Annotated in this window: 17 protein-coding genes; 9 read left to right on the top strand and 8 right to left on the bottom strand. The window is 40.6% G+C overall.

What is annotated here, in order from left to right:
- Positions 1-8: 8 nt before the first annotated feature.
- Together AB4486_RS19540 and AB4486_RS19535 are read left to right on the top strand one after the other, a co-directional pair.
- Positions 9-893, top strand: a complete 885-nt coding sequence (locus tag AB4486_RS19540; protein WP_372118288.1) for a GDP-mannose 4,6-dehydratase — start codon at positions 9-11, stop codon at positions 891-893.
- Complete coding sequence (locus AB4486_RS19535; protein ID WP_372118285.1) at positions 883-2,073, top strand: glycosyltransferase family 4 protein; 1,191 nt, start codon at positions 883-885, stop codon at positions 2,071-2,073. The genes AB4486_RS19540 and AB4486_RS19535 overlap by 11 nt, the downstream gene beginning before the upstream one ends.
- Position 2,074: 1 nt before the next feature.
- Here the strand turns inward: AB4486_RS19535 and AB4486_RS19530 are convergent, their stop codons facing one another.
- A complete protein-coding gene (locus AB4486_RS19530) occupies positions 2,075-3,196 on the bottom strand; it encodes a glycosyltransferase family 4 protein (protein WP_372118282.1) in 1,122 nt (373 codons plus the stop codon).
- A 15-nt stretch (positions 3,197-3,211) separates the two neighbouring features.
- Positions 3,212-5,080 (bottom strand): polysaccharide biosynthesis protein, encoded by a 1,869-nt coding sequence (locus AB4486_RS19525; protein WP_372118279.1) that lies wholly within the window; start codon positions 5,078-5,080, stop codon positions 3,212-3,214.
- Between the two features lie 173 nt (positions 5,081-5,253).
- On the opposite strand from AB4486_RS19525, the gene AB4486_RS19520 reads away from it, so the two are divergent.
- The 3 genes from AB4486_RS19520 to AB4486_RS19510 all read left to right on the top strand — a co-directional run bounded on the left by AB4486_RS19520 (position 5,254) and on the right by AB4486_RS19510 (position 8,094).
- Complete coding sequence (locus AB4486_RS19520; RefSeq protein ID WP_372118276.1) at positions 5,254-6,198, top strand: UDP-glucose 4-epimerase family protein; 945 nt, start codon at positions 5,254-5,256, stop codon at positions 6,196-6,198.
- A 112-nt stretch (positions 6,199-6,310) separates the two neighbouring features.
- Positions 6,311-6,859, top strand: a complete 549-nt coding sequence (locus AB4486_RS19515) for a sugar transferase (protein WP_372118391.1) — start codon at positions 6,311-6,313, stop codon at positions 6,857-6,859.
- Positions 6,859-8,094, top strand: a complete 1,236-nt coding sequence (locus tag AB4486_RS19510; protein WP_017067151.1) for a hypothetical protein — start codon at positions 6,859-6,861, stop codon at positions 8,092-8,094. The genes AB4486_RS19515 and AB4486_RS19510 overlap by 1 nt, the downstream gene beginning before the upstream one ends.
- On the opposite strand, the gene AB4486_RS19505 is transcribed toward AB4486_RS19510, so the two are convergent.
- From AB4486_RS19505 to AB4486_RS19495, 3 genes are read right to left on the bottom strand one after another with little or no spacing between them, the layout of a single operon-like run.
- Positions 8,091-8,804, bottom strand: a complete 714-nt coding sequence (locus AB4486_RS19505; protein WP_017067152.1) for a bifunctional 2-polyprenyl-6-hydroxyphenol methylase/3-demethylubiquinol 3-O-methyltransferase UbiG — start codon at positions 8,802-8,804, stop codon at positions 8,091-8,093. The genes AB4486_RS19510 and AB4486_RS19505 overlap by 4 nt on opposite strands.
- A gap of 12 nt (positions 8,805-8,816) precedes the next feature.
- Positions 8,817-9,926 carry a hypothetical protein gene (locus AB4486_RS19500; RefSeq protein ID WP_372118272.1) on the bottom strand — a complete coding sequence of 370 codons (1,110 nt, stop codon included), beginning with the start codon at positions 9,924-9,926 and terminating at the stop codon, positions 8,817-8,819.
- Complete coding sequence (locus AB4486_RS19495; RefSeq protein WP_017067154.1) at positions 9,926-11,026, bottom strand: sugar transferase; 1,101 nt, start codon at positions 11,024-11,026, stop codon at positions 9,926-9,928. Before AB4486_RS19495 ends, AB4486_RS19500 begins: the two co-directional genes overlap by 1 nt.
- 882 nt (positions 11,027-11,908) lie before the next feature.
- Between AB4486_RS19495 and gpmM the strand changes: the two genes are divergently transcribed.
- The 3 genes from gpmM to AB4486_RS19480 all read left to right on the top strand — a co-directional run bounded on the left by gpmM (position 11,909) and on the right by AB4486_RS19480 (position 14,549).
- Positions 11,909-13,441: a 2,3-bisphosphoglycerate-independent phosphoglycerate mutase gene (gene gpmM, locus AB4486_RS19490; RefSeq protein ID WP_372118270.1), complete on the top strand. Its 1,533-nt coding sequence runs from the start codon at positions 11,909-11,911 to the stop codon at positions 13,439-13,441.
- Between the two features lie 348 nt (positions 13,442-13,789).
- Entirely contained in the window at positions 13,790-14,236 is a 447-nt protein-coding gene (locus AB4486_RS19485) for an HI0074 family nucleotidyltransferase substrate-binding subunit (RefSeq protein WP_017093683.1), read from the top strand.
- Positions 14,226-14,549 (top strand): nucleotidyltransferase family protein, encoded by a 324-nt coding sequence (locus AB4486_RS19480; protein ID WP_371725422.1) that lies wholly within the window; start codon positions 14,226-14,228, stop codon positions 14,547-14,549. Before AB4486_RS19485 ends, AB4486_RS19480 begins: the two co-directional genes overlap by 11 nt.
- 15 nt (positions 14,550-14,564) lie before the next feature.
- Here AB4486_RS19480 and AB4486_RS19475 read toward each other — a convergent pair whose 3' ends face one another.
- The 3 genes from AB4486_RS19475 to AB4486_RS19465 all read right to left on the bottom strand — a co-directional run bounded on the left by AB4486_RS19475 (position 14,565) and on the right by AB4486_RS19465 (position 16,838).
- Positions 14,565-14,690: a hypothetical protein gene (locus AB4486_RS19475; RefSeq protein ID WP_260302023.1), complete on the bottom strand. Its 126-nt coding sequence runs from the start codon at positions 14,688-14,690 to the stop codon at positions 14,565-14,567.
- 171 nt (positions 14,691-14,861) lie between these two features.
- The gene (locus AB4486_RS19470) at positions 14,862-15,347 is read right to left on the bottom strand and encodes a methylated-DNA--[protein]-cysteine S-methyltransferase (RefSeq protein WP_372118267.1); all 486 of its coding nucleotides are present in this window, start codon (positions 15,345-15,347) and stop codon (positions 14,862-14,864) included.
- A 141-nt stretch (positions 15,348-15,488) separates the two neighbouring features.
- The gene (locus AB4486_RS19465; protein ID WP_065584506.1) at positions 15,489-16,838 is read right to left on the bottom strand and encodes an MATE family efflux transporter; all 1,350 of its coding nucleotides are present in this window, start codon (positions 16,836-16,838) and stop codon (positions 15,489-15,491) included.
- 218 nt (positions 16,839-17,056) lie between these two features.
- Between AB4486_RS19465 and AB4486_RS19460 the strand changes: the two genes are divergently transcribed.
- Positions 17,057-17,347 (top strand): co-chaperone GroES, encoded by a 291-nt coding sequence (locus tag AB4486_RS19460; protein WP_010433998.1) that lies wholly within the window; start codon positions 17,057-17,059, stop codon positions 17,345-17,347.
- The last annotated feature ends 147 nt before the right edge of the window (positions 17,348-17,494 follow it).

The following is a 17,494-nucleotide window of genomic DNA, read 5'->3' as shown; positions in this document are numbered from 1 at the left end:
ATTAAATTATGAAAAAAGTATTGTTAACTGGCGCTGATGGCTTCACTGGCAAGTATGTTGAAAGTGAGCTGCTCTCAAGAGGCTACTCTGTTGTTGGGCTTGTTTACCGCCAAGCTAAAGAGGGGCAGGTTGCTTGTGATCTAACTGATCGTAAAGCAGTGGTGGAGTGTCTTAAAGAAGTAAAGCCTGATTATATTATCCATCTTGCAGCACTATCTTTTGTTGGTCATGCAGACCAAAAAGCATTTTATGATGTTAATGTTTTTGGCGCCTTGAATTTGCTAGAGGCCGCTAAAGAACTTGGGTTAGAATTAAAGAAAGTGGTATTTGCAAGTAGTGCAAACATCTACGGTAATCCAGAGAATGTAACACGTATATCTGAGTCGATTACGCCTTCGCCAGTAAATCATTACGCAATGAGCAAACTTGCGATGGAGCATATGGCGAAGTTATGGTTTAGCCAGTACCCCATGATCATTACTAGGCCATTCAACTATACCGGCCCTGGTCAAGCTGGGCAGTTTTTGATCCCGAAAATTGTGTCTCACTTTCAGAAAAAGGCTTCTGAGATTGAGTTAGGTAATACCGATGTGTCTAGGGACTTTAGCGACGTTCGTGATATAGCATTAGCCTATGCAAACCTCTTGGAATCTGACGCTCAATCTGAAATCGTGAACTTGTGTTCTGGTCAAGTTACTTCACTACAATCGATCATTTCGATGATGGAGAAGATTGCTGGTTACGATATCAACGTTCGAGTTAACCCTGACTTCGTTCGCGAGAATGAGATAAAAATATTAGGTGGTGATAATACTAAACTTACATCATTAACAGGTGAGGCTCCCTCTATCACGATCGAGAAAACTCTGGCTGACATGTATCATGCAAAATAAATTGTTGATTAACGTATCACCAATCAGGGAACCATTGACGGGTATAGGTTACTATACCCTTAATATCCTTAATGAACTGCTCTCGCGTGATATGGATGTTATTGGTATAAGGAATGGTAAGTTGTTAACTCCAGAAGTTCTGGTTGAACTTGTCTCTCAATTTCAAAATCCGACGTCTAATGATAAGCCTCTAAGCAGTAAGAAACGATTGGTTGTGGAGTTTTTAAGAGCGATTCCTGGTGTTTATCAACTTAAGAATTATTTGTTGTCTTTGCGTGCACAAAAGCAGTTAAAAAATTTGGCAAACCAAGGGTATGTTTATTTTGAACCAAGTTTCGTGCCCTTTGATTACGAGGGAGTGACCATTACCACTGTCCATGACTTGTCGTTCCTGTCTCACCCTAGCTTCCATCCTGCAACAAGAGTTTCATACTTAACGAATAAAATGCAGAGTTCAATTACTAAATCTGATCATATAGTTGTAGATTCTGATTTTATTTTGAAGGAGCTTCATGACTTCTTTCCTGATAGCAAAGAGAAGAGCTCGACGTTGTATTTGGGCGTAGCCGATAGCTTTAGACCTTATGCGAAAGACGAGTGTTATGGGTTACTTCGTTCACTGAAGATAAAACATAATCATTTTGTTCTCAGCGTAGCGACGTTAGAGCCTAGGAAAAACTTAAGTAAGCTGATTGATGCTTATAAGCTCCTACCCAGTTCGGTTCGTAATCAATATCCTTTAGTCTTGGCTGGAGATCAAGGCTGGAAAAATATAGAACTTATGAATAATGCGAAAGAATTAGTTGAGCGTGGTCAAATTATTTTTACAGGCTACCTTGCTGATGATGACTTAAAGCATTTGTATGCATCGGCCGCTGCTTTTGTTTACCCGTCACTATATGAGGGCTTTGGATTACCGGTTATTGAAGCTATGGCGTCTGGCTCTCCGGTTATTACGTCTAATATTGGCGCGACAGCTGAGGTGGCTGCAAGTGGAGCTCTTCTTGTCAACCCTTGTGATGAAGTTGCTATTTCCAAGGCGATTTTAAGGCTTATTCAGTGCCCTGGAGACAAAGCTAACTTGTCCAAGTGCGGTATCGACAGAGCTTCAACGTTTAAGTGGCCACATACGGTTGAACAACTCCTTGAGATAGCGTCTGTTACCTCAAGAAGTTCATAACTTAGTTCCTTGTAAGCTTATGCGATGCAATGAGTTGGTTATATAGCGTTATATAATTATTTGCATAGCGTTTTGCTGTGAATTCTTTTTCAAAACGTTGGCGTGCTTTTTGTCCGAGCCTTTGGCATAGCTGCTCATCATTGTCCAACGTTTGCATAGCCTCTGAAAATGCTGAACCATCTGCAGGTAGAACTGTGAGCCCTGTTTCTCCATTTGCATTCACATAAGAAGAGCCGGTTCCTATATCGGCACTTACAATAGGCTTACCAAACATCTGCGCTTCTACTAATGAAATCCCGAATGCTTCAGAGCGTAAGTGGGAGGGAAAGACAAAGGCTTTTGACAAAGAGTGAAGTGCGACTTTATCTTCTTCAGAAATGAATCCAACGAGTTTCACGTTCGTGAGTGAGTGCTCTTTGATATACGTTTCTAGATTACCCCTTTCTGGACCATCACCAGCAATCACAATAGGTAATCCATTTAATTTAGCCGCCTCAAGAAGGTATTGCAGTCCTTTATAGTATCGAAGTACACCTACAAACAAGAAAAAACCTCTACCAACGCGGTTCTCCCACTTTTGCAGTGCGTTTTCATTTACAGTTGGATAAGTAGATTCATCTATTGCAAGAGGAATAACATCGACTTTATTCGCATATTTGATCAGGTTTTCGCTTGTCTGCGCATATTGAGGTGAACTGGCAATGATTCGGTCAACTTTAGTCAGGAAATGTTGCTCAAGGGGCTGGTAAATTTTCTTTAGTAACTTTTGTTTAACTATGTCGGACTGATAGCTTACTAAACATGGTTTTTTAGGTGCGACGAGGCTGAGCAAATCACCAGTAGGCCAAGGGTATTGATAATGGATTATATCGTGTTGCTTACTTAACTCTCTAAAACGGCGAATTAGACTAAATGAAAACCCGTTAGACGAGATCTCGAAATCTTTTTTGACAACAATGATTTGACTACCTTCAAAGTCATACTCTTTATTCTCTGAGCCTAAAGTTAGGATTGTATTTTTGATGCCTTGCTCGCTGCTACCTTTACAAATATAGCGAATTGCTTGTTCTAAGCCTCCTTTGGTTTCTGGGTAACAAGTGCGGTAAACATGTAGTACTTTCATTAGTTTTTTAATCCATCAACTTAAATTAGGTTTATATCCAGTTGGGGCTTTTAGCAATATTTGCATAATACATTCTTCGTCAAAGTTATGACAACAACCATCGAGTTGTTCCAAAAGTGGCTGCATTTCACTCCAACTTAGCATCTGCTCTTTGGCCGTCATGATTTTTTGATGGCCGCTTCCCTCCACATTATCTCCAATCAAAAGCTCTTCATAAAGCTTTTCTCCTGGGCGTAATCCGGTGAACTTTATAGATATATCGCCTTCTTGAGAATCCCCGTCGACATGCTCTTGCATACCCATCAAATGAATCATGCGTTTTGCAAGGTCTAGAATCTTGACGGGTTCACCCATATCAAGAACAAATACTTGTCCGTTGTGCCCCATGGCACCAGCTTGTATAACAAGCTGAGCAGCTTCGGGGATCAGCATGAAATAACGAATGATATCAGGGTGAGTGACAGTTACAGGGCCGCCACATTTGATTTGCTTTTTGAATAATGGAACAACCGAACCTGAAGAGCCTAAGACATTACCAAAACGTACCATTGTGAAATTTGTGGTGTTTTGCTTATCTGCCAACGCTTGAAGAACCAACTCAGCCATGCGCTTGGTTGCCCCCATTACGTTGGTTGGTCTCACTGCCTTATCTGTTGAGATTAGAGTGAAATTTTTTACCCCTGTTTGGATCGCAGCTTCAGCGCAAGCAAGTGTGCCAAACACATTATTACGAACACCTTCAACAATATTATCTTCAACTAATGGAACATGTTTATATGCTGCAGCATGGTAAACAGTTTCAACTCCATACGCTGCCATCACTTTTTCTAAGCGGTTTTGTCTTTGAACGGAGCCAAGAGCTGCAACAATTCGAGTTTCGCTTTTTAAGTTTATTTTTGTCGAATTTAGTTCTTGGTCGATTTTGTAAAGGTTGTATTCATTTAACTCAAACAGCACAAGTGTTTTGGGTTTCTGTGACATGATTTGACGACACAGCTCAGAGCCAATAGAGCCTCCAGCACCAGTGACAAGGACATTCTTATTAAAAATATTTTGTGCTAAAAGTGCCTTGTCAGGGTCCACTGCAGCTCTTCCAAGTAGATCTGCAACGTCTAAGTCCTTTACGTCAGTTGCTGTCGCTTTTCCTGCAGCAATATCTTCTACTGATGGAACGGATTGTACTGCGATTGGCCAATGTGACAACTTTTCAACCAACCTCAAGCGCTCCCCTTTATTTATTCCATTAATGGCTAAAAGCAGCTTTACGGGTTGATAAAGGGATTGAAGGTGTTCAAATTCACTTGGGTGATGGACCTTTAGTCCAAACAATATTTGACCTGACTTTGTAGGGTCATCATCAAGTAAAACTACTGGGTTGTACTCGTCACCTTGAATGAGAGCATATGTTAAGTCGCGACCTGTTGCTCCTGCGCCATAAATAAATACATTGGGTTTTTGACGTTTAAACCAGTGATAATAGATCGAGCGGATGAGTATTCTAGGGCCGCCTAACGTTAGGGTTGCCAAACCAGCATATATAAACGGGACACTTCTAGGTATGAATGAGTGGAAAAAAAATCCACTCATTACTAAAGCTAAGGTCGAAATTATAACGCCAAAGAAAATGTTGCCCACGGCAGGTATCATCATATAGCGCAGGACTGCTCGGTACATTCCTAATTTAACAAAACTATAAATTGTGATTGAAACAGTAATGAAAAGAGTGATTATTTCCTCTATTTCGACTTCAAAAAATGCATTTCCAAGTCGTAAGACAATCGCCAAATAGAGTGAAATAACGATAGCAAAAATATCATAGCCAATACTGATGAAACGCTTATGCTTGCGTTTAGCATTTAGCAAAATGTGTATTGGTCTGATCATGATATTCCTTAACGTGTCACTGAGCGTCTTGAGTTTGATTGTTGTTAGTTTTTAGCGTGTATTTTAATGTTCTTAAGTGCGGTAAGCTAGATGTAATTGGTTGTTATGTGTTACCTAATCGGTTTACTGTTTATTTTGTTTGTTATTTGTTCGATTGTTGAGCGGTTTGTTTTATGAAACTTTTGGTTACAGGTAGTACTGGTTTTGTCGGCTCTAGAGTTGTTGAGTTGGCCAAAAAGCGAGACTGGGCAGTCATTCCGGTTGTGCGTAAGCAAATAGAGCCACTAACTAATAGCTTGGTTATCCCTTCCATTGATGCTTCTACCGATTGGTCTGGTGCATTCGAAGGTGTGGATTGTGTTGTTCATTGTGCTGCTCGAGTGCATCAAATGAATGAGAGTGAGCAAGGTGCTTTAACTGCCTATCGAGATATCAACACCCTTGGCACTTTGAACCTAGCGAAGCAAGCCGCTGTAGCGGGCGTTAAAAGGTTTGTATTTGTCAGCTCTATTAAAGTTAACGGTGAATTCAGTGAGCCAAATTTACCCTTTGAACCGAATTTAAAGAATACTCCGCAAGACCCTTATGGTTTGAGCAAGTATGAAGCTGAAGTTGAGTTGGCTAAGCTTTCAAAAGAGACAGGGCTAGAAGTGGTTATCATTAGGCCTCCATTAGTTTATGGGCCTGGCGTCAAAGTAAATTTCTTATCTATGATGCGTTTGATTGATAAAGGCATTCCGTTACCGTTTGGTGCTATAAAGAACCAGAGAAGCTTGGTTTATTTGGATAATTTGTCCGATTTGATACTAACTTGTTGCGAGCACCCTTCAGCTCCGGGCTATACCTTCTTAGCTTCTGATGATCAGGATGTATCGACAACTCAATTGATGCAAACCATCGCTCATGCTATGGGGAAATCACCGCGATTAATTCCAATCCCAATGTCTTGGATACAAGCTGGATCGTCAGTTTTAAATAAACAGCACATAGCGCAAAGAATATGCGGCAACCTCCAAGTGGATATAGGTTTGACGAAAGAGATCTTGGGATGGAAACCTCCTGTAAGTTTTGAACAAGGGATCAAAAGAACCGTAGAAGCTTACTTGAAGTCGCATTGATGCGTTTTAGGTAGCTTATGGCTTTCATATCCATAAATTCTTCAGGTATCCTTTATTGATTAGTGGTGCTTATAGCGCCCCATGTTTTCAATCCGAATTTGATAGGACACATATTTTGATTCGTTTGTTAGATTTTGTTTTTGCTTTCTTTGGCCTGCTGTTCCTATGGCCAGTATTTCTCATTATTTGTATCCTTGGTTACTTTGATACGGGGTCGCCTGTCTTTTTTCAGACCCGTGTAGGTCGTAACAAAAAACCTTTCACCTTGGTCAAATTCCGCACCATGCCAGTCGAAACCAAGTCTGTAGCGACTCATTTAGTTGGAGCGAGTTCAGTGACTAAGCTTGGTGGATTCCTGCGTAAAACCAAACTTGATGAGCTGCCTCAGCTGTACAACGTGCTTAAAGGTGAAATGAGCTTAGTCGGTCCAAGGCCATGTTTGTTTAACCAACAAAAACTGATTGACGAGAGAGAATCAAGAGGGGTTCTCTCTGTTAGGCCTGGTGTAACGGGTTTAGCTCAAATTAATGATATCGATATGTCGACACCTAAGTTGCTGGCGGAGTGGGATAAAAAGATGATTCAAAAGTTATCAGTAAAACTCTATTTTCTTTATATTATACAGACAGTTTCAGGCAAGGGTTCTGGAGATAGGGTGTAGTGAGGAATAGCCTAGGTAAGTCGAGCGGATTAATTAAGCAGGGGGTTCAACTTGGTTCTCTTAAGGTTACAGGGGCAATCGGGGCTTTACTAGTTAACTTATTACTGGTTCGCTTATATCAACCAGAGATTATTGGGCAATATTTTATTTCTCTCGGTATTCTTGTTTTTGTATCACAATTGGCTACATTGGGAGGGGGGCGATTACTCGTAAAGAATATTGCCGCCAGTTATGACTTAAAAGAAAAATACTGCGCTATTTCTGCTGCTTTTTTGCTTTCCTTATTGGGTGCATTGATCTGTTTTGGATTGTATTTTGGGGTGTTAGTTAGGTTGCTTGACTTAACTGTTGAACTAGGTTTATTTGAAATATACGCAATGTCATTGTTTTTTTTAACGATGACTATATTTCAAGGTCATAATAAAGCTCCTTTGGGGGCGTTTTTTCAATTTGTTTTACAACCTTTTATATTTGTTGTTTTAGTTCTGAGTGTACCTAAATATTCTCTTATTAAATTGTATTCTTTTAGTGTCTTTTTGACGCTAGTTATTGCGCTAGGTTATTTGATTAAAATGGGTGATATAGGGTTTAGTCGAATATCAGTTGCTGAGTTAAATAAGACATTCAAAAGCACATTGCCATACCTGTCGATTATGGTTCTTGGTCTTGCGGTTACACATCTGGTGCTGCCTTTATCTTCATTTTGGTTAGATGATAAGAGTATTGCAGTGATGGGAGTTACTGCTCGTTTAATGAATGTTTTGTTCTTTGTAGTTGTTGGAGCAAGAATATTACTCTTACCTCGTTTTACTAAAGCGGTGAGTCTTAAAGATTCAAAAGCAGTATTGAAGTTGGGTTATGTGGGGGCATTCTTTCCTGTCGTTACCATGCTGTTTGGTGTAATGATTATATTTGTTTCCAGTGAAGATATTATGAGGATGTTTGGGGAGGAGTATGTATCTTTTCATGAATTATTGATTTATAGCTCACTATTGCTGATTCCTGCAGCTTTTTTGGGGTGGACTGAAAGCTTTTTAATAGCCCAAAATAAATTAGGCTATATTACTATTTCAACAATTATGTCAGCACTAGTCGTTTTTGTTTTACTCGCTGTGTTAACTATTAACTATGGAGTATGGGGGGCTGTGTTAACCTCGATTGGAGGAAAAACTATTTATACTTTATTCACGGCTTACTTTTCATGTAATTTTCAAAGGAGCGTACAGAAAAGTTAATTCTTATATTGAGCAATTAAAACAATATCACCGCTGTGTGTGAATAGTTTTGACTTTACTATTGACCATAAGGTTCCCAATACTCGGTGTTTTTTACCTGATTTTATTCTTCTATCTTGATCAAAATATAGTGCTTTTACTTCAAAGTTCAATCCTTTGATAAGCTTTACAAAGGTGATTGGTGTAAAAGTGTAATAGTGGTCATTACTGACTTTTTCTCTTTGTAGTAATAGAGCGGGGAGCGCATGTTTTATATTGTATGCATTTGGTACCGCAAAAATAACTTGTTTGGTTTTTACAGTGTTCATTACTTTGTTTATGAAGCCCGTTAAATCAATCATATGCTCTAAAACATGAGACAAAACGACATAATCATACTCTTCCTCTAGATACTTACTTTGACCGTTGAATATGTCGCAATGATCAACATGGTATCCTTTTTCTTGCAGTAATTTAACGCCCTTTTCATTGATATCAAGTCCTGCCGTATAGCTGGCTTTCTGGGAAATATTGTGGAATTGATGTTCTCCTTGTTCTATGTACTTTTGCATAGAGAGCATATCAATCATATCTACACAGCCAACAACTAAAACTCGCTTATCTTCACATAGTTCCGGGATTGATTTGCGTCGGATATCTAGTACCCCTACTTTCTTAAATGAGAGTTGAGCATTATCCCCAACTTTGGTGGATGTAGTAATTATGTTCACTATTGTTTCCTTTTATGGGGTAGGAGAGTACAGCTCTTGAAGTAAATATTGGTGGTAAAGGACAACATCGCTGGCTTTCCAATCTTGATAAAAACTGTTGCCATAAAGGGTTACTGGTTTTTCAAGGAGTAAAGAATGTAACCCTCCAGTGGAGTTTATTGTATATATATGCTCACTTTGAAGAACGCTTTCAAGTAAAGCTCCTTGGTTGCAAATGAGGATGCCTTCTTGTTTACAAAAATGGATTTGTTCCTGTATTACGCAAAGTTGTTTTTCTCCAGGGTGAAGCCGAACGATAAGGGGGAGTCCTTTTGATTCTGAGTCTTGGTGTGCTTTTTTAATTGAATCAATGGCATTTGTATTAGATTGAAATAGGGTTTGTGAATCTTGTGCTACTTGACCTATGAATAAATTGAAGTTACTTGGGTGTTGTAAGCTCTTATGGCTATGAATTACCTTTCTAACTCGATAGATCTCTATTGCTGTTTTTAATTGCTGCAAGGGTGATGAATGAGGTGCTGTTGTTTTTAGGCAATAAAAACCTATCAGGTTCACAAACTGTTCTAGAGCTTTGCTTAATATTGATGAGTCAACGTGTGGTGGACGAAAAGTTAGTAATCGTTTTTTTAGCAGTTCTATTTCTCTAGGCGTCACAGTACGAGTTCTTCGCAATTCTTCTATTTTATGATGATGATCTGCATCCGCATTTACCCCTGTATAACTTGACTGGTATTTATTCGGGAAATTAGCTATTTCAAAGTAACGAATATTATGATGTGTAGTCTTTATTTCTAAAGCGACGTATTGAAATCCTGAGAATACCCATAGTTCATCATTTGGTTCTACTAATTTTTTAAAGTTACTTCGGTTAATACCATAGTGATATTCTCTTTGTCCCTTAATCTCTTCAATGCTTGACTGTACTGTGTTTTTCTTAACTTTACTTTGTCTAAGTAAAATATGGCTGCCAGGATACTTTTTTGTTTTTGCTAGCACATAGGTATAGATGTTCGAATGAAGTACATAAGAGGGTGTAGTATTTTTATTCTTAAGGACTCGTTGGAAAAATTCAAGTCGAGTGGCATTGTCAATGAGTATATGTACTACTTTTTTTTGCTTCATTACGCAGATCCATCAGTTGTTAGTAAGGTCCTAACCGTTTTTATTGCGATAGTTAAATCTAACTCGAAGCTGTAGTGCTTAATATAATAGATATCATAGCCTAGCTTTGTCTGCGTTGATTCTGAATTGTCGGTATATCCTTGATTTATCTGTGCCCAGCCGGTGATTCCTGGCTTTACCGTATGGCGATAGTTGTAAAATGGGATTTGCTGTTTGTAGGACTTAACAAATTCAGGTTGCTCAGGTCGAGGGCCAATTAGGGACATATCTCCCTTTAATACATTATAAAACTGCGGTATTTCATCCAATCTAAATTTTCTTAACCAAGCACCAATAATATGAATTCGATGTTTTTCTTGAGTAGCAAATTGTGTACTTTTGATTGATGCTGAATTGTACATGGTTCTGAATTTATACAGAGTAAATGTTGTACCATTTTTTCCAACTCGAGTTTGGGTGTATATTACTTTTCCTGGATCTTGTATATAAAGTAGAGCTGAAATAATAGAGCATAAAATAAGAGTTATAGGCAAAAATAGTAAGATAAGAGTTGCTTCTAGTACGGGCTTTATTTTTAAGTATCTAGAGTTTGGGATGAGAGATTGTAAGGTGGTTTCGGATAAATGAGTAGTTGATACTTGTTTATTTAATCGCTCAGTAATCACTTCCGAATGATAAACGGGTATTTGAGCAAGAGCACAATCTGCAAGGAATTGAGCTGTATCTCTTGAGTGTATTTCATGGAGATTAGTAACCAGTCCATCGGAGTTTTTTTTGATTTGATGTAGTGATATGTCTTTTTGATACTGATATATGGTAATGTTTTTATAACGTGAGTCAACACTATCTACTGATCCAGTAAGAGAATATAGTGTAATTTTTTGTTTTTTATGTAAACGATAATAGATGAGAATCCAAATAAAGGTTAAGGCAGCCCCTATAAGCAAAGCAGGACGAGAGTAATCTATTCGGATGAGTGTAATAAATAGAGCTGAAACGCCATAACTACTTATAAGTGTAATAATGAACTCATGCTGTTTATTTGAAAATAGTCTATTTTTTGACGGAAGAGTATAAGTAGTTAATAAAAATACAAACATAACCAAAATCATAGAATTAAGAACAGTGTTTGGTAAATGAGAGTATGTGAATAGACACCAACTTGTTATGATTAATTGAATGCTAAGAAGTGCCAATGAATGTTGGATCGTATAAAGCTTCATAGTAATTCGTATATTGTATTTCCTGTGGTGGAGTGTATCAAAATTTTAGGTTAGCAGCGAGGTTATAAGGTGCAGGTTTTTCCTAAATTTAGGGAGCTTAATCTCAATTTTCGACCTGTTTTACTCAGCTTTCATTCCAAGATCTAGATTAATGACCAAACTTAGTAAATCCTGGGTCACTGACGTTTGGATTGGTGAAGGAGCATGCTAACAATGACAACAACACAACCATTGCGGATCTAGTTTGACTCATGCGAACTAGCTCATTAACCAAGCGTGCATTGTTACTAGTTCCGATAATGGAGGCCAGCATTCTGGGAATTGGTTATCATCGGGAGCTAGGTGTTAGTTGTCAGAATTTATATGCTTCAAACTAGCATTGGTAAAAAGGGTGCTTCGATCATAAGTATTCTCTTTTAGATAGCGTTGTATGAAGAGTTAGAACCTTACGTGCTGATGCGTGAATTTAAGAAGCAACAACACTCAAGTTTGTTAGACTTATCCGATAAACAAAGCTTTAAGCAAGCTGGCCTGATGGATTAGCGATCACCGAATACTTAGCCTCTGCGGAATTATTTATAAAAACTTTAATTTGGAAATAAAGCATTGGTCACCATCAAATGACGCTTTTTTTCACATTCGATCATCCTACCTGCGCCCTTTCTTGATCTTCCGCTACAGTTTTGACTGTAAACTGTAGTAAAATTACGCTAATTTGTTTTTATACCGATTTATTTTGAATTGAACGAGGTCAGTCCTATGTCAGCTAAGAAGCCAATGGCTCTAGTGATCCTTGACGGTTACGGTTACCGTGAAGACAACCAAGACAACGCTATCGCGAACGCTAAGACTCCAGTTTTAGACGGTCTTATTGCTAACCAACCTAACACGCTAATCTCGGCTTCTGGCTTAGATGTAGGCCTACCTGATGGCCAAATGGGTAACTCTGAAGTGGGTCACACCAACATTGGTGCGGGTCGCGTGGTATACCAAGATCTTACTCGTATTACTAAGTCAATTTCAGATGGTGAGTTCGGCCAAACTGAAACGCTAGTGAACGCTATCGATAAAGCGGTGAAAGCTGAGAAAGCGGTTCACATCATGGGCCTTATGTCTCCAGGTGGCGTTCACTCTCATGAAGATCACATCTACGCAGCTGTTGAAATGGCAGCAGAGCGTGGCGCAGAGAAAATCTACCTGCATGCATTCCTAGACGGTCGTGATACACCGCCACGTAGCGCAGAAAACACATTAGCGCGTTTCCAAGAGCTATTCACTAAACTAGGCAAAGGCCGTGTGGCTTCGCTTATTGGTCGCTACTACGCAATGGACCGTGATAACAACTGGGATCGCGTTCAAGAGTCTTACGACCTGCTGACTCAAGCAAAAGCAGAATTCACGTTTGATACAGCGGTTGCTGGCCTAGAAGCGGCTTACGCTCGTGATGAAAACGATGAGTTTGTAAAAGCGACGGAAATCAAAGCTGAAGGCGAAGAGTCTGCCGCTATCGTTGATGGCGATGCGGTTATCTTCATGAACTACCGTGCCGACCGTGCTCGTGAAATTACACGTGCATTCGTTCCTGATTTCGATGGTTTTGCTCGTAACGTATTCCCAGCGATCGATTTCGTGATGCTGACTCAATACGCGGCAGACATTCCACTTCTATGTGCATTCCCACCGGCTTCTCTAGAGAACACTTACGGTGAATGGCTATCGAAGGAAGGTAAAACACAGCTACGTATCTCTGAAACAGAGAAATACGCGCACGTGACGTTCTTCTTCAACGGTGGTAAAGAAGACGAGTTTGAAGGCGAAGAGCGTCAACTTGTTGCTTCTCCAAAAGTAGCAACTTACGACCTACAGCCAGAAATGAGCGCACCAGAGCTAACTGAAAAGTTAGTTGCAGCGATCAAAGGCGGCAAATACGACGCTATCGTGTGTAACTTCCCTAACTGTGACATGGTTGGCCACACTGGCGTTTATGATGCAGCGGTTAAAGCGGTAGAGTCGCTAGACGAATGTCTGGGTAAAGTGGTTGAAGCAATCAAAGAAGCTGACGGCCAACTGCTAATCACAGCGGACCACGGTAACGCAGAAATGATGGTTAACCCAGAAACGGGCGGCATCCACACGGCGCACACTAACCTACCAGTGCCACTTATCTACGTGGGCAGCAAAGACGTTGAGTTCAAAGAGGGCGGTAAGCTGTCTGACTTAGCACCAACGATGCTTTCTCTGTCTGGTATCGCAATTCCGGCTGAGATGTCAGGTGATGTGATCGTTAAATAGTCAGTAGTTAAATAGTTGTTTGGCTCAGCGGTTCACTGAGCTTTAACGATTTTGAAAGCCCGCACTTCAAAGTGCGGGCTTTTTTATAGATGTGAGATACGAGTAAGCGAGATGAGAAGAGCTTAAGAACGGATGCGTGATGTGAGATACGGGTAAACGAGTAGCGAAGAGCTTAAGGACAGGTATTGGGTAAGAAAAACATGCAGGGGAGAACATAAGGGCACGACCTTAAACAAAAGACGAAAAGAACAGTTTTGATGAATATCGAAAGAGTGACATTTCTTGAATGATTAGGTAGCTTAAGGCTCATACTATACTTGTCTTTTACCTTATATTTAGGCTGTTTATATGAACTCAAACCCAGACCGTTGGAAGCAACGACTGCAAAACTTAATGAAAGCGCAGCAAAGGCTTGAGAGAGCGTGCTCACAAGATAGCTACAATGAGTTAGAGCTCGCTGGGTTAGTACAAACTTTTGAATTTTCTTTCGAACTGACATGGAAGACCCTTAAAGACTTACTTGAGTTTGAAGGGTTTGATGTGGCTTCGCCGAGGAGCGTTTTTCGTACGGCCTTAGAAGCTAAGCACCTGTCTTCGGAGCAGTGTGAGATTATGCTTGAAGCACTCATAAAACGAAATTTATTGTCCCACACCTATGATGAGGAAAATGTCCTTGAAGCTCAGTCACTGATCTTAGAGTCATTTTCACCAGTGATAGGGCAAGTCACACTCTATTTAAAGCTTAAATGTGATCAAGAGGGTCAATGCGAACAAGAGGTTAAATGTGATCGATAGTTATTTGGTTAAACCAGACTCGGTCGGCCTTAAGCCTCATCAGTATCAGTTGATTGAGGATATTGTTTTGAGTCATGCTTTAGTCATTCATGCCTGGGTATTCGGTTCTAGAGCCCTTGGAACTTATAAAGATAACTCCGACATCGATATTGTTATCGAGGGGCATGGGATTTCGTTAAGTGTCGTCGCAGGCTTGCAAGATCGTTTAGAACAGTCGTCGCTTCCATTCAAGGTTGACTTGCTCGTTAAGCATAGAATTACATCAAGCGAGTTACTTGCCCATATTGACACTTATGGGATTAAACTAAAGTAACCGAACGTATTATTATCAGCGTAACGGTGATGTTGATTCTTGAACCGATTGTTTACGTTTTGCCAGTTTATCTCGAATCTGAGTACCTGAATTGACTCGGTCATGTTTTTTATCATCAATAGAAAACGATAATAGTTTCATTAGCGCTATAGCTCCATCTCTACGCTTTCGATCTTCATAAGATTCAATCGTATCAGTGGACATTACCATCACCTCTTTGTATGAAATTTTAAATATAGACTATATGTTGTCTGGTGATAATGGCGCTTCTTGATGGCGAAATTTTATATTATTGATCTAGTGAGATAAGGTTTACTTCTTTTTATTTAAGATCGAACGCTCAAAATCTAACAACCACTCTTTGCGATTCATACCGCCGGTGTAGCCGGTTAATGTTCCATTCGCGCCGATGACTCTATGGCAAGGCACAACAATACTAAATGGGTTCTTGCCATTTGCACCACCCACAGCTCTTACTGCTTTTGGGTTGTCCATTCTCTTTGCTTGTTCACCGTAACTGATGGTTTCGCCATAAGGAATGGTTGTTAAAGCTTGCCAAGCTACTTTTTGAAACTCAGTGCCTTTTATCGCTCTTAATGGCAAATCGAATTCTATTCGATGACCTGCGAAGTACTCATCTAACTGTTTCGCTGCCAGTTGGCAAAGGTCATCTGGATTGCTAATCATTAGCTCTTCGTGATTTATATGGTCAATTTCAATAAGCGACACACCATTGCTAACAATGATCATCTTGCCAATCGGCGCGTCATAGAACATTTTGTAAGTGGTGTCTTCCATGTCATCTTCCTTTTTTTAGTCTTTTTCTGCTCTCAAGCTCTTCGAATCTCGTAACTGCTCTTAAGCTCTTAAATCTTTTCGCATCACGGTTACTCGCATCTCGTATCTGCTCTTATATCTTTTCGCATCCCGTATCTGCTCTTATATCTTTTCGTATCCCGCATCTGCTTTACCCCTTACACGAAGCGCAAACAAGTACCCTGAAATACCGCCGACAATGTTCCCCAAGGCTAAGCCTATAAACAGCCCTTCGACACCATCAATTTGGCTGCCTATCCAAGCGAATGGCAAGGTAAAGACAAACAAACGCATGAAGCTCCATTGAAAGGCTTTGAGTGGTTGATGCATGGCATTCATCCCACTGATCAGCATCATCACAATGCCTTGGAATCCATAGCTAAAGGGCACGACTAACAGGTAATGCCACAATATGCCTCGGACGGATTCTTCCTGAGAGAACAGGGCAGCCAAAGGAATGCTCAACGGCACCATCATTAAGAAAATCAAACCTTGGAACATCACAGCAAAACGCATACTCAGAAACAGTGCCTTAAAACTGCGTTGTGGGTTGTTTGCGCCAAAGTTCTGCGCCATGAAAGGCGTAAGCGCCGAAGTAAGAGACATCAACACAATGATAAGAATGGACTCGATACGTTGCGCTGCGCCATACGCCGCCACGGCTTCAGTCCCTTGTTTGGCCAGCATCATCATGATGATAGCGCCGGCAAGTGGGTTCAGAGCGTTAGACAAAGCCGCTGGGGTGCCTATTTTCAGGATCTGTCGCCAGTCACTGACGATGTTTGTCAGCTTAGGCGGCGCAAGCAGTTTTTCTCGCACCATCAATACGTAGAGTGAGCCACACAAAGCACCAAACCAACTGAAACCACTGGCAATCGCAGCGCCTTGAATCCCCAGTTCAGGAAAAGGCCCATACCCGAAGATGAGTAGCGGATCTAAAACGCCATTGATAAGGCCAGCCAGTAGCATAATCTTGGCGGGTGTTTTAGTATCGCCGCTGGCACGAATGGCGCTGTTGCCTGCCATGGGGATGACCAAAAATGGGATCGCGAGATACCACACCGACATGTATTCCGATATCAGCGGCAGCAACTCTTGCTTTGCTCCTAGCAGGGTAAACATAGGTTCTAAGGCGATAATACCTAATGTAGACGCGCAGCCGACCAGAAGCAGAGCTAGCAATAAGCCATGACAGGTAAAGCGTGCTGCATTTTGTGCGCTGCCTTGGCCAAGCAATCGACCGATACATGTCGATAAGCCAATACCAATCCCCATGGTGATGCAGTTGATGGCAAAGGTGACTGGAAAGGTAAAACTCACCGCGGCTAAGGCTTGGGTGCCAAGCAATGAGATGAAGAAAGTATCGACGAGGTTAAACATCAAGATCGCCACCATACCGAATATGGTCGGTATGGTCATGGTACGCAATGTACTCTCAATTGGGGCAGTTAATAGCCCGTGCTTATCTTGCATGCAAAACGCCGATAGAAACCAAAAGCGTAGGATAAACAGATGCGGGATACGAGTAAACGAAAAGCAGGGAAAGATGAGGGGTGAGAATCTGCACTTTAGCTCACAATTTTTCCGTTCCCCCCTTGGGATTCATCACATTGTCCCCAACATATTGTTTGACCCACGCTAATCGTGGCAACTATCAAAATTTAAATGGAAATTATCAGGAGATAAGACCGATGAATATCCGTCCTCTACATGACCGAGTTATCGTTGAGCGCCAAGAAGTTGAATCTAAATCTGCTGGTGGCATCGTTCTAACTGGTTCTGCCGCAGAAAAATCGACTCGCGGTATCATTCTAGCTGTCGGCAAAGGCCGCATTCTAGAAAACGGTTCAGTGCAACCGTTGGACGTAAAAGTTGGCGATACCGTTATCTTTGCTGAAGGTTACGGCACGAAAACTGAAAAAATCGACGGCAAAGAAGTTCTGATTATGTCTGAAAACGACATCATGGCGATCGTCGAGTAATCTATTTTTCATTTAACTCTCAGTAAAAGTTATCAGAGCCAGTATTGGATGATTCATATCGTCATTCCAGAAATGAGGAACGAATTATCTGGAATCTAAACAGAGTGCGATTTGAGTAGATTCTGAATCACGTTCGTCCCTCACTGT

This window comes from Vibrio sp. 10N.222.55.C6 (assembly GCF_041473395.1).
GTDB classification, from domain to species: domain Bacteria; phylum Pseudomonadota; class Gammaproteobacteria; order Enterobacterales; family Vibrionaceae; genus Vibrio; species Vibrio crassostreae_C.
Note: the sequence above shows the minus strand (reverse complement) of the source record. Positions and strands in the feature narration are given on the sequence as shown.

Excerpts from the sequence above, each read along its gene's own strand:
- AB4486_RS19540 (WP_372118288.1), top strand. The coding sequence starts at position 9 with ATGAAAAAAGTATTGTTAACTGGCGCTGATGGCTTCACTGGCAAGTAT.
- AB4486_RS19535 (WP_372118285.1), top strand. The coding sequence starts at position 883 with ATGCAAAATAAATTGTTGATTAACGTATCACCAATCAGGGAACCATTG.
- AB4486_RS19530 (WP_372118282.1), bottom strand. The coding sequence starts at position 3,196 with ATGAAAGTACTACATGTTTACCGCACTTGTTACCCAGAAACCAAAGGA.
- AB4486_RS19525 (WP_372118279.1), bottom strand. The coding sequence starts at position 5,080 with ATGATCAGACCAATACACATTTTGCTAAATGCTAAACGCAAGCATAAG.
- AB4486_RS19520 (WP_372118276.1), top strand. The coding sequence starts at position 5,254 with ATGAAACTTTTGGTTACAGGTAGTACTGGTTTTGTCGGCTCTAGAGTT.
- AB4486_RS19500 (WP_372118272.1), bottom strand. The coding sequence starts at position 9,926 with ATGAAGCAAAAAAAAGTAGTACATATACTCATTGACAATGCCACTCGA.
- AB4486_RS19495 (WP_017067154.1), bottom strand. The coding sequence starts at position 11,026 with ATGTTTGTATTTTTATTAACTACTTATACTCTTCCGTCAAAAAATAGA.
- gpmM (WP_372118270.1), top strand. The coding sequence starts at position 11,909 with ATGTCAGCTAAGAAGCCAATGGCTCTAGTGATCCTTGACGGTTACGGT.
- AB4486_RS19485 (WP_017093683.1), top strand. The coding sequence starts at position 13,790 with ATGAACTCAAACCCAGACCGTTGGAAGCAACGACTGCAAAACTTAATG.
- AB4486_RS19475 (WP_260302023.1), bottom strand. The coding sequence starts at position 14,690 with ATGAAACTATTATCGTTTTCTATTGATGATAAAAAACATGACCGAGTC.
- AB4486_RS19470 (WP_372118267.1), bottom strand. The coding sequence starts at position 15,347 with ATGGAAGACACCACTTACAAAATGTTCTATGACGCGCCGATTGGCAAG.
- AB4486_RS19465 (WP_065584506.1), bottom strand. The coding sequence starts at position 16,838 with ATGCAAGATAAGCACGGGCTATTAACTGCCCCAATTGAGAGTACATTG.
- AB4486_RS19460 (WP_010433998.1), top strand. The coding sequence starts at position 17,057 with ATGAATATCCGTCCTCTACATGACCGAGTTATCGTTGAGCGCCAAGAA.